Consider the following 12,043-nt stretch of genomic DNA (forward strand, 5'->3'; position numbering starts at 1 on the left):
GGTCAGGCGCCGACGAGTTCTGCGATCCGGGCGCGCACAGCGGCCAATCCATCGGCGATACCGCTTGGATTCGATCCGGATCCCTGTGCAGATTCGGCCTTACCGCCGCCGCGACCACCGATGGCCGGGCCGAAGCTGGCCACCAGTTCTCCTGCTTTCACACCGGCTTCCTGTGCTCCGGCGTTTGCGGTTACCACGAAGGGCACCTTCCCATCGACATCGCCGATAAGGACCACGACCGCAGGTTCGGACCCAAGACGCCCGCGAACATCGGCAGCGAGTCCGCGGAGATCATTGCCGCCTACGCCATCGGGGGCGCGCGCTATGACTGCTCGAACGGCTCCCAATCGTTCGGCACCTGCAGCGAGGCCACCTGCCGAAGCGAGTACGGAAGCTGCCTTCACTGCCTCGAGTTCCTTCTCTGCCACTCGCAGCTTTTCCACCAATGTCTCGATCCGGCCCGGCACTTCCTCGGTCGGAACCTTGAGCGAGGACGCGATCCCGGCGAGCAGGGCACGTTCTTTCGCCAAGTAGCGATATGAATCCAAGCCGACGAATGCTTCGACTCTGCGAACCCCGGAACCCACCGACGACTCGCCGAGCAGGGTGACCGGCCCGATCTGCGAAGTATGTTGCACGTGCGTTCCTCCGCACAGTTCCATGCTGAACGGTCCACCGATGTCGACGACGCGAACCTCGTCCCCGTAGTTTTCACCGAACAGCGCCATCGCGCCCATGGCCTTGGCACTGTCGAGGTCGGTAACCAAGGTGTTGACAGCGAGGTCGGCACCGATCGCGTCGTTCGCGACAGCTTCGATTTCGTGTCGCTGTGCCTCGGACAGTGCGCCCTGCCAGGAGAAGTCGAATCTGAGGTACCCGGGCTTGTTCAGCGATCCGGCCTGGGTGGCATTGGGTCCGAGCACCTGCCGCAGCGCCGCGTGCACCATGTGGGTTCCAGAGTGACCCTGCGTTGCGCCCTTACGCCACGACGGGTCCACGTCGACGCGCACGACGTCGCCTTCGGTGATCTGACCTGATTGGACCGTGACCTTGTGCGTCCACACCTTTTTGGCGATCTTTTGGACGTCTTCCACGTCAGCGCTGAAACCTGGGCCACTGATCGTTCCGATATCGGCGATCTGTCCACCCGATTCCGCATACAACGGGCTGCGATCGAGAATGACCTCGACGGACTCCCCCGCCGTGGCCGTCGGGACGCGAACTCCACCGGAGATCAGGGCAAGCACATTCGCCTCCGAGGACAACTCCTCGAATCCGGTGAACTCCGTTGCCCCGAGGTCGACGAAGTCCTTGTAGACGGACAGGTCGGCGTGAGCATGCTTACGTGAACGCGCGTCTTGCTTCGCGCGCTGACGCTGTTCGGCCATCAGCGACCGGAAACCATCCTCGTCTACGTTCAAACCCGCCTCCGACGCCATTTCGAGCGTCAGATCTATCGGGAATCCGTAGGTGTCGTGCAGCGCGAACGCCTCGGCGCCGCCGATTGTCTTCTTTCCTGTCGACTTCACCGACTCTGCAGCTGTGTCGAACAGCTTGGAACCGGAAGTGAGGGTCTTGAGGAACGCCGACTCCTCACCGACCGAGACATTGAGGATGCGATCGAAGCCGGTGACGAGCTCCGGGTACGACTGAGCCATGGTGTCGCGGACGACGGTGATGAACTCGCCCATGGTCCGGTCCGGCGCACCGAGCAGACGCGCCGAGCGCACGATTCTGCGCAACAGACGACGCAGCACGTATCCGCGCCCGTCGTTGCCTGGGTTGACGCCGTCGGAGATGAGCATCGCGGCGGTGCGCGCGTGGTCTGCGATGACACGGAACCGGATGTCGTCCTCGTGGTTCTTCCCGTACGCCCGGCCACTCAGTTCCTCGGCTTTGGCAATGACCGGACGAACGAGGTCGGTCTCATAGACGTTGTCGACGCCCTGAAGCAGGAAAGCCACGCGCTCGACGCCCATGCCGGTGTCGATATTCTGCTTCGGCAGCGGCCCGAGGATCTCGAAATCGTCCTTGCTGATTCCCTGCCCGCGCTCGTTCTGCATGAAGACGAGATTCCAGATCTCGATATAACGATCCTCGTCGGCCTCCGGCCCACCGTCGACACCGTATTCGGGCCCGCGGTCGTAGTAGATCTCCGAGCACGGACCACACGGACCGGGAATTCCCATCGACCAGTAATTGTCTGCCATCCCACGGCGCTGGATCCGCTCGTCGGGTATCCCGGCAAGTTCTTTCCACAGCGCAATGGCCTCGTCGTCATCCAGATACACCGTCACCCAGATGCGCTCCGGATCGAATCCGTATCCGCCGTCGGCCACACTGCCGGTCAGAAGCGTCCAGGCATAGTGGATCGCTTCACGTTTGAAATAGTCACCGAACGAGAAGTTTCCGGCCATCTGAAAAAACGTGTTGTGGCGCGTGGTGATGCCGACGTTCTCGATATCGAGTGTGCGGACGCACTTCTGAACACTCGTCGCCGTAGCGAACGGAGGTGTCTGCTGGCCCAGGAAGTAAGGAACGAACTGCACCATTCCTGCATTGACGAATAACAGGTTGGGATCGTCGAGCACCAACGAGGCACTGGCCACCTCGGTGTGGCCTGCCTTTACGAAGTGGTCGAGGAAACGCCTGCGAATGTCGTGGGTTTGCACCGGTACAGGTTAACGCGCCGCCGGTACACCCCGTGTCATCACCACCATTTGCACGTCAACGGCGTGCAAGTCAGCCGCCACGCACGATGCGGCGTAGCTTGCCTACGCGAGTCGCGATCTCGCGCTCCATACCGTGATCAGTGGGCGCGTAGTAGTCCACACCCACCAATTCGTCCGGTGGGTACTGTTGCCGGAGAACTCCACCTGAGTTGCTGTGCGGATATTTGTAACCCACCGCACTACCGAGCGCTTCCGCCCCTTTGTAGTGCCCGTCCCGCAGGTGAGCGGGCACCGGTCCGGATTTGCCTGCTGCGACATCGGCCATCGCCGCACCGAGCGCAGCGATGACGGCACCGGACTTCGGTGCGGTAGCAAGGTGAATTGTGGCCTGCGCCAAAGCCAATCGCGCCTCCGGCATACCGATGAGCTGCACCGCGGTGGCAGCAGCCATTGCCGTCTGCAACGCAGTGGGATCCGCCATGCCGACATCCTCGCTGGCATGCACGACAAGTCTGCGTGCGATGAATCTCGGATCCTCTCCTGCTGTGATCATCCGCGCTAGGTAGTGCAGGGCGGCATCGACATCGGATCCCCTGATCGATTTGATGAACGCACTGATGACGTCGTAATGCTGGTCACCGTCGCGGTCGTACCGCACTGCTGCCTTGTCGACACTCGCTTCGACGGTGGCGAGGTCGAGTGTCGGTCCGGTAGCTGCCCCTGCGGCCGCCTCGAGCGCGGTCAACGCACGACGTGCATCGCCTGCTGCCAACCGAACCAGATGAGCCATCGCGTCGGCGTCGATCGAGACGGCTCCGTCCAGTCCCCGCGGATCGTCAGCGGCACGAGTGAGCAGCAGTTCGATGTCTGCAGAACTCAACGGGTGCAGTTGGAGCACGAGAGAGCGGGACAGCAACGGTGAGACCACGGAGAAAGACGGATTCTCTGTGGTCGCGGCCACCAGCAGTACGATCCGGTTTTCCACGGCAGCCAGCAGAGCATCCTGCTGGGTTTTGGAGAACCGATGAACCTCGTCGATGAAAAGGACTGTTTGCTCACCTGCCGTCAACCGGCGGCGAGCCAGGTCGATGACTACTCGAACCTCTTTGACGCCTGCCGACAACGCCGACAATGCTTCGAACCTGCGACCCGTCGCTCCGGAGATGAGCGAGGCCAAGGTGGTCTTGCCGGTGCCGGGTGGGCCATACAACATTACCGAAGATGCGCCTGAACCTTCGACGAGGCGTCGCAACGGGGCGCCCGGCGCAAGGAGATGCCCCTGTCCGACGACCTCGTCCAGATTTTGGGGGCGCATCCGAACAGCCAACGGCGCGTCCGGTCGTGCGTAAGGACGGCTCGGACGCGGGTCTTCGCCTGTGTCGATGCTCGCCGGATCTCGCTTCTCGGGGTCAGATTCAGCAACGTCGGAGGTCTCGAACAGACCGCTTTCTTCTTCCGCGTCGAATCCAGCTCCGAAACCGATACTCACCAGTCGAACGATACAGAGCTACGGGCGGAGTTCAGCGGTCCCACTTCGCCCTCAGAGACGCCAGAACTTTCTCGGCGAAATCGGTCACATCGTGGTCACCGGTACGTTGCGCCTGTTCGAAGAGGATTCGCCAACGCGATATGAGTGCCTCGGACCGTGGAACGGAGAGGTGATGCCGGCGCGCGGCGGCGATCCGGGTGTGGTCGTCGGGCAGAAACCAGTAAGTCGACATCCAGACCCAGATGAGCTGAGCATCGAGAATTTTCGATGCAAGGACCCTGTCGTCGGCCAGCTGTGGCCAAATTCCGACAACCTCGGCTCGCCATGCGTCGACCATGGCTTGTGCACGCTCCGCCGAGAGGTCGAAATGGCACAGGCATCCGGGAGAGGATGCCAACGCGTACGTGATATCGAGGGTGGCGTCTCGAAAGCCGCCCCACTCGTAGTCGAGGAAGCGCACACCCTCCCCGTTGACGATTATGTTGTCCGGGCACAGGTCGGACGGGCTGAAGGCACGAAGCGCACCGTGCGCGAACAAGCGTCCGCTTCGCTCCACCCGGTCCAGGACCCGCTGTGGAGTGTCCGTCATGCCGAGTTCTTCGGCGAGCATCTTCGGCACGGCAACGAGCGCTTTCGGTATCTGCTCCGAAATGCCATCAGCCGAATGCGGCAGCCCAACACGCCTGAGCAGTGCCGCGAAGTCGTCCTCTCGCCCAGCGGTGGCGGCGTGCATACGTCCGAGTGCCTGCGCCATGGCCATCAACGAGTTGGTGACCGATGCCGAGTCGGAATGTTTGAGCAATGCAGTGATCGAACTGGCATCGCCTAGATCACTGAGCACAAGCAACCTTGCCCCCAGGTCGTAGGCCAGCAGAGCAGGCCCTGGCCGACTGTCGGTCGCGAGGGCGGTAGTGAATTGGTACGACGCCGCCTCACGGAGAAAGGCCGACCTACCGCCGACCGACTCTGCTTCGCTGTGGAGTTCGGTGTCGGTCGCGGTATCTCGAACCTGCTTGATCACCAGGGTTCGAGGCAACTGAAAACGATTGTCAGAAACTCGAACGCGAAGGACGATTGCCTGTCCACTGCCTCCGAGGTCGACGGGATCGACCAGGGTGACGTGTGCACCGGTACGTCGGGTAAGCAACTGCTCTGCAGCTGCTACCACTTCTGAGACAGGATCTGCCAATGTTGCGGTCATCGCGTACCAAGGTACCCGGTCTGTATGACAAACTATGGCGGCTCCGAGACGTCGAATCGGCTTGTTTCGGACTGACCTGCGGAATCGCCGATACCAATTTCATCACGACAGGCATCGAACCGGACAGACCGGAAACTAGGGTATCGACACAGGTGGAACTTCCGGCGGTAGTACCTGGATCTTCGGAAAGAACGATTCGCTTCGACACGTGCACTGCTCGTCGCCACGGCAGGCTTGACACATCACAGCCGGTTGGGGTTCGCTCACCCTGAAATTGCGTCAGTACGCGACGGCGCGTTCATGGATGAACAACGACTCCAGGGGGATATTTCGTGACCAACCCGCCCAATGATCCGCAGTACGGCGGCGTAGACCCGAATCAGCCGCAGTATCCGCAGAATCCGGGCTACAACTACCCACCACCTGGCAACTACCCACCGCCCGGCAGTTACCCACCGCCGCCCGCCTCGGGTAATGCTGGGTACGGCCTCGGTTCTCAGTTGCCAGGAGGCGGCCGGCCAGGAGGCTTGGGAGCGCGGTTCGCCGCTCGCTTCATCGACGGCATCATCGTGGCCGTAGTGTCGCTCGTCTTTTATGCAATCTCGCCGGACGGGGTCGTCGGGCAAATCATTCTCGGCCTCGCCACCGCGGTTCTGGGATTCGCTTACTTCACGCTTCTCGAGTCGAGCCGTGGGCAAACGCTGGGCAAACAACTGCTGGGTCTTCGCACCCTCGGCGCTGCAGGCGGCAACCCCACGCACGCCGAAGCTGCAAAGCGAAATGCGTTTCTGCTGCTGAACATCGTCCCGGTTCTCGGCAGCTTGCTCGTTTTCGTCGCGTACATCGTCATTGCTGTGACGATCAACTCGAGCCCCATCAAGCAGGGCAAGCACGACGAACTCGCCGGCGGCACTCAGGTGATCACGGTCAACTGAGCCGGGCCTGAGTACAGGGGGGGTAACCAAAGCGGATCCATCGGAAGAGTCCCGATGGATCCGCTTTTCAGTTCACCGACCGACGGATACGGGTGTTCAGCCGACTCGGACAGCGCACAATGACCTGAAGTCCCTGAAAAGGAGAAATACCGTGAGCGAGAACCCACCGAACGGCCCGCAGTACGGCAGCACTCCCGACCCCGACCGACCAGACCTGGGGAAGTCATCACAACCAGGAGAGGGCGGCTACCCGCCACCTGGCAACACCCCACCCGGCAATTACCCACCTCAGGGTGGATATCCACCCCCCGGTAACTATCCACCCCCTGGTGGATACCCGCCGTCCGGAGGCTATCCGCCTCCGTCCGGAAATTACCCACCCCCGGCGGGCAATTACCCTCCCGGGAACTACCCCCCACCACCCGGAAACTATCCCCCGCCACCCGGAAACTACGGGTCGCACGGGTCCGGATTCGGTGGAGGACTGCCCCCGACGCTCGACATCGGCGGGGCAATTACCTTCGGCTGGAACAAGTTCAAGGACAACGCAGGCGTGTGGGTCGGTATCGTCCTCATCGCGGCAGTCCTTCAGTTGGTCATCAATCTGATCTTCGGCGGATTCGACACGTCCGGGGACTTCTCGTCGAATTTCAATGTTCTGGGAATCATCGGCACGCTCGTCGGTGCGATCGTGACATACCTGATCCAGGCTGCGATGGTTCGCGGTGCATTGCACGAGGTCGACGGGACCAAGCCCACGATAGGATCGTTCTTCCAGTTCGCCAATGTGGCAGCGATCATCATCGCCAGCGTGCTGATCGGGGTCATGACGACGATCGGCTTCGTGCTTTTGATCATCCCGGGCATCATCGTGGTGTTCCTGACATGGTGGACGCTTCAGTTCGTGGTCGACCGCAACGAAGATGCGATCACTGCCATCAAGTCGAGTTTCAGGGCGATTTCGTCGAACGCGGGCCAGTTGTTCCTGCTTGCACTCGCACTCGTCGGAATCAATATTCTCGGCGCGATTCCATGCGGGTTAGGACTGCTGGTGACCATTCCGATCACCATCATTGCCTCGACGTATGCCTACCGCATCGTGACGAGCGGACAACCGGTCGCCTGAGCTTTCGGTCGAACAAGTGGAAGGGCCCCGATTCTCTCGAGAGAATCGGGGCCCTTCCACTGTGAATTCGACTATCGAGCAGCCGAAGGCTCATCCTTTTCGGCCTGCGCGGATTCCTTCTTCTCCGGCTTGGCATCGATGCCGGATTCCTTACGCTGTTGCGGCGTGATCGGCGCCGGTGCGTCGGTCAACGGGTCGACGCCGCCGCCGGACTTGGGGAATGCGATGACCTCGCGGATCGAGTCGACTCCGGCCAGTAGTGCGGTGATCCGGTCCCAACCGAATGCGATTCCGCCGTGCGGTGGCGCTCCGTAGCTGAAAGCGTCGAGCAGGAATCCGAACTTCTCCTGTGCCTCGGCTTCGCCGATCCCCATCACCGCGAACACGCGTTCCTGAATGTCCTTGCGGTGGATACGAATACTGCCGCCACCGATTTCGTTGCCGTTGCAGACAATGTCGTATGCGTAGGCGAGCGCCGAACCTGGGTCGGTATCGAAGGTCTCCATCGAGTCCGGCTTCGGCGATGTGAAGGCATGGTGCACGGCCGTCCACGCCCCGGAGCCGACGGCAACGTCACCGCTGGCCGTCGCGTCGGACGTCGGCTCGAACAGTGGCGCATCGACGACCCAGACGAACGCCCAAGCCTTCGGGTCGATCAAGTCGAGTTTGCGCGCGATCTCGCCACGCACTGCACCGAGTAGTCCGCGCGAGCCTTTGATCGGTCCCGCGGAGAAGAAGATTGCATCACCGGGCTTGGCGCCGACGTGAGCTGCGAGGCCGTCGCGCTCGGTATCGGTGAGATTCTTCGCTACCGGTCCACCGAGGCTTCCGTCCTCGCCGACGAGTACGTAGGCAAGTCCCTTGTGCCCACGCTGCTTGGCGAACTCCTGCCATTTGTCGAGCTGCTTGCGCGGCTGTGATGCGCCGCCCGGCATCACTACCGCTCCGACGTACGGTGCCTGGAATACCCGGAAAGTCGTGTCGGCGAAGAAGTCGGTGCATTCGACGAGTTCGATCTCGAACCGAAGGTCCGGCTTGTCGGACCCGTAACGCCTCATCGACTCCGCGTATGTGATCCGAGGAATCTTCTCGACGATCTCGTAACCGACCAGTTTCCACAAGGCCGCGAGGATCTCTTCGGCCAGCAGAATGACGTCTTCCTGGGTGACAAAGCTCATTTCGACGTCGAGCTGGGTGAACTCGGGCTGACGATCGGCTCGGAAATCTTCGTCTCGGTAGCAGCGTGCGATCTGGTAGTACCGCTCGATTCCGCCGACCATCAGCAGCTGCTTGAACAGCTGAGGACTCTGCGGGAGCGCGTAGAAGCTGCCCGGCTGCAAACGTGCAGGCACGAGGAAATCCCGTGCACCTTCCGGCGTGGACCGCGTCAAAGTGGGTGTCTCGACCTCGACGAACTCATGGTGCGCCAGCACACTGCGCGCTGCAGCATTGACATGCGATCGCAGACGGATGGCGCTTCCCGGGCCCTGGCGACGCAAATCGAGGTACCGGTACTTCAGACGAGCTTCCTCGCCCGGCTGCTCATCGAGCTGGAACGGGAGCGGCGCACTCTCGGCGAGAACTTCGATCGCGGATGCGTCGACCTCGACTGCGCCGGTCGGTATCTCGAAATTCTGGTTGCCGTCCGGCCTGGTCTCGACCTTGCCGGTCACCTTCACCACGTACTCCGCCCGTAGGCGGTGGGCCTGTTCGGCGACGGCGCCTTCACGGAAGACGACCTGAGCGACGCCGGATGCGTCACGAAGGTCGATGAAAATGACACCGCCGTGATCGCGTCGCCGAGCAACCCAACCCGTCAGGGTGACTGTTCGGTCGACGTGCTCGGGTCGAAGTGAGCCGGCGAGGTGGGTGCGCAGCACGGGTTTCCTTTCACAAAATTTCACAAAGCGTGTTCGTCGGTAACCAATCCTACGGAGACACCTACGCCGACCGGAAACGCGATCCCACCACGGCGTGCGAAGCTAGTGCGCGACCGAGACCGAAAGCCCACAGAATTGACCCCGATGAAAGGATTTCGGCGATGACCTTCAACGAGGGCGCTCGTATGCAACCTGGCCGGGTGTCGACCGGCGGGGGTGGTGGCGGGCGAGGCGGCAAGCTCGCGCTGGGTGGCGGCGCAGGAGGCCTGGTCATTCTGGTCTTGGCTTTGCTGTTCGGTGGAGATCCGGGGTCCGTTCTCGGTCAACTCAGCGGTTCTACCGACAATGCAGGTCAGTCGCAGGCAGGCGGCACGGTGGAGAACTGCGAGACGGGCGCCGACGCCAATGCCGATATCGACTGCCGCGTGAGTTTTACCGTTGGCAGCCTCGACACGGTGTGGGAATCCGAACTCCAATCGCAGACCGGGGTCGCGTATGTGCAGCCGGCCGTTCAGCTGTTCACCGGTTCGATCAGCACGGGATGCGGCAACGCAACCAGCGCTGTCGGCCCGTTCTACTGCCCGGCCGACTCGACGGCCTATTTCGACTCGAGCTTCTTTCAGGTCCTCGTAGATCAGTTCGGATCCAGCGGCGGCCCTCTGGCACAGGAATACGTTGTGGCACACGAAGTCGGACATCACATTCAGAATCAGCTCGGCGACATCGGCCGCGCGCAAGCGGATCCACAGGGCCCGCAATCAGGTGCTGTCCGGGTCGAGCTGCAAGCGGACTGCTACGCAGGAGTCTGGGCGCATCATGCTGCGACTATCCCTGCACAGGACACAGGTGTCCCCTTCCTCGCTCCCTTGACCGACACCGATATTCGCGACGCCTTGTCCGCAGCGTCCTCGGTCGGCGACGATCGGATCCAGCAGGCGTCGAGTGGCAGGGTCAATCCGGAGGGTTGGACCCACGGCTCGTCCGAGCAACGACAGAAATGGTTCCTCGCGGGTTACCGGACGGGCCAGGTCGCGGCCTGCGATACGTTTTCGGCGCGCGATCTACTCAACCCTCCCGCGCTCACCCGGTGACGATCAGAACAACGTGAGCGCAGCGACCGGGACGGAGATCTTCGATGCTGTCCCTGCGGGTGTGTTCTCCGGCAGAGATCGAGTGTCCTCGGGCGCAAATCCGTGTCGGACGAGCAGCGGGTCGATTCGTTCGCGAAACCACCTCGTGTACTCGGGCGTGACATAGGAGCCGCGTCCATAGAGTTGCCGGTACCGCCGGACCAAGGCAGGGTGTTGCTCGGCCAGCCATGACATGAACCAATCTTTGGTCGTGGACCGCAAGTGCATCGGCATCGCGGTCACCGAAGTGGCGCCTGCCTCCGCCAACGCCTCGAGCAGTCCGTCGAGCTGCTTGGCTCCGTCGGTCAGGAACGGGATGACCGGGGCCACCATCACAGCGCACGGCAAACCGGCCTCCCGAATCGAACGGATCAGATCCAGCCGGGCCCGCGGACTCGGCGTCCCGGGTTCCAATTGCTTCTGCAGATCCGCGTCGTGGATAGCGAGGCTGATACTGATCCGCACATCCACCTCCCGAGCCGCGAGGGTCAGCAGGGGCAGGTCACGCCGCAGCAACGTGCCTTTGGTCAGAATCGAGAACGGTGTGCCGGACTCGGCCAGTGCTCGGATGATGCCCGGCATCAGCCGATAACGCCCCTCGGCACGTTGATAGGGATCGGTATTGGTTCCCAGCGCAACCGGTTCGCACTTCCACGATCTACGGGAGAGTTCCTTGCGGAGCACCGCAGCGATGTTGGTCTTGACGACGATCTGCGAATCGAAATCGTTGCCGGAATTCAGACCGAGATATTCGTGAGTGGGGCGGGCGAAGCAGTATCGGCACGCATGCGAACAACCGCGCGCCGGGTTGATCGTCCAAGTGAACGGGAGCGAGGCGTCACCGGAAATCTTGTTCAACGCACTCTTGCACAGCACCTCGTGGAACGTGATGCCCTCGAACTCCGGCGTTTGCACACTGCGCACCAAGCCGGCACGTTCCAAACCCGGTAGCGCGTCCTCGTCGGCAGCGTCGAGTGATTGTCCGGCCCATCGCATGCACACAGTCGAACATTTGTTCTAAGCCATGTCAAGACGCAACGAGGCGTGCACTTTTCGCTCGACGGAGCACTAGGAAGGTGAGACGAACGCGACGAAGGATAGCGTGTACCCACTGCCCGAATATGAAGGAGTAATTCTCGCCGTGACTGCACCGAATATCCCGACGCTCGAACCGATCCTCCGGCTCGGCATAACTCTCGGAGTACCGATCGACATCGGTGGTGTCCCCACGGGAGAACGAGTCGTCATCCCCATTCTCGGCGGTGCGGCGCCCGGACCGGACATCGAAGGCACGCTGGCCGGCACTTCGTCCGTCTTCGGATTGACACGGCCGGATGGCTGCACCGAGTTCAGCGCCGAGCTCACCCTCGAACTGACGATGGGAGGATATCTTTCACTGTCGTACCGCGGGCTCCAGTTCGGCCCGGCCGATGTCATCGAGGCACTGGGAGGGACCGAAGAAGTCGATCCGGCCACGTACTACTTCCGCGGAACTCTCGATATCGCGACCTCCGTGCCGCAGTTCACGTACCTCAACCGTGCGCTGGTGGTGACATCCGGTTCACGATCGGCCGAAGCTGTTGTGCTCGACGCATTCCTGGTGACGTGAC

General features: G+C 61.9%; 9 protein-coding genes. 4 read left to right on the forward strand and 5 right to left on the reverse strand.

Features of this window, described 5'->3' with window-relative positions; translation table 11 throughout:
• Nucleotides 1-2: 2 nt before the first annotated feature.
• From alaS to H2510_RS00815, 3 genes are all read right to left on the reverse strand, one after another.
• Nucleotides 3-2,672 (reverse strand): alanine--tRNA ligase, encoded by a 2,670-nt coding sequence (alaS, locus tag H2510_RS00805; RefSeq protein ID WP_186626516.1) that lies wholly within the window; start codon nt 2,670-2,672, stop codon nt 3-5.
• A gap of 70 nt (nt 2,673-2,742) precedes the next feature.
• On the reverse strand, nt 2,743-4,161 hold the full coding sequence (locus tag H2510_RS00810; RefSeq protein WP_186626517.1) for a replication-associated recombination protein A: 1,419 nt from the start codon (nt 4,159-4,161) through the stop codon (nt 2,743-2,745).
• A gap of 31 nt (nt 4,162-4,192) precedes the next feature.
• A complete protein-coding gene (locus tag H2510_RS00815; RefSeq protein ID WP_186626518.1) occupies nt 4,193-5,362 on the reverse strand; it encodes a kinase in 1,170 nt (389 codons plus the stop codon).
• Nucleotides 5,363-5,694: 332 nt separating this feature from the next.
• Between H2510_RS00815 and H2510_RS00820 the strand changes: the two genes are divergently transcribed.
• Both H2510_RS00820 and H2510_RS00825 read left to right on the forward strand, forming a co-directional pair.
• The gene (locus H2510_RS00820; protein ID WP_315901150.1) at nt 5,695-6,297 is read left to right on the forward strand and encodes an RDD family protein; all 603 of its coding nucleotides are present in this window, start codon (nt 5,695-5,697) and stop codon (nt 6,295-6,297) included.
• Nucleotides 6,298-6,448: 151 nt separating this feature from the next.
• Complete coding sequence (locus H2510_RS00825; protein WP_186626519.1) at nt 6,449-7,423, forward strand: hypothetical protein; 975 nt, start codon at nt 6,449-6,451, stop codon at nt 7,421-7,423.
• Between the two features lie 71 nt (nt 7,424-7,494).
• On the opposite strand, the gene aspS is transcribed toward H2510_RS00825, so the two are convergent.
• Nucleotides 7,495-9,303 carry an aspartate--tRNA ligase gene (gene aspS / locus H2510_RS00830; protein WP_186626520.1) on the reverse strand — a complete coding sequence of 603 codons (1,809 nt, stop codon included), beginning with the start codon at nt 9,301-9,303 and terminating at the stop codon, nt 7,495-7,497.
• A 161-nt stretch (nt 9,304-9,464) separates the two neighbouring features.
• Here aspS and H2510_RS00835 point away from each other — a divergent pair, with 161 nt between their 5' ends.
• Nucleotides 9,465-10,394, forward strand: a complete 930-nt coding sequence (locus H2510_RS00835; protein WP_186626521.1) for a neutral zinc metallopeptidase — start codon at nt 9,465-9,467, stop codon at nt 10,392-10,394.
• A 3-nt stretch (nt 10,395-10,397) separates the two neighbouring features.
• Here H2510_RS00835 and H2510_RS00840 read toward each other — a convergent pair whose 3' ends face one another.
• Nucleotides 10,398-11,429 (reverse strand): Rv2578c family radical SAM protein, encoded by a 1,032-nt coding sequence (locus tag H2510_RS00840; RefSeq protein WP_186626522.1) that lies wholly within the window; start codon nt 11,427-11,429, stop codon nt 10,398-10,400.
• A gap of 145 nt (nt 11,430-11,574) precedes the next feature.
• Between H2510_RS00840 and H2510_RS00845 the strand changes: the two genes are divergently transcribed.
• Nucleotides 11,575-12,042, forward strand: a complete 468-nt coding sequence (locus tag H2510_RS00845; protein WP_186626523.1) for a DUF3237 family protein — start codon at nt 11,575-11,577, stop codon at nt 12,040-12,042.
• The last annotated feature ends 1 nt before the right edge of the window (nt 12,043 follow it).

The organism is Rhodococcus sp. BP22 (assembly GCF_014281965.1).
GTDB lineage: Bacteria > Actinomycetota > Actinomycetes > Mycobacteriales > Mycobacteriaceae > Rhodococcoides.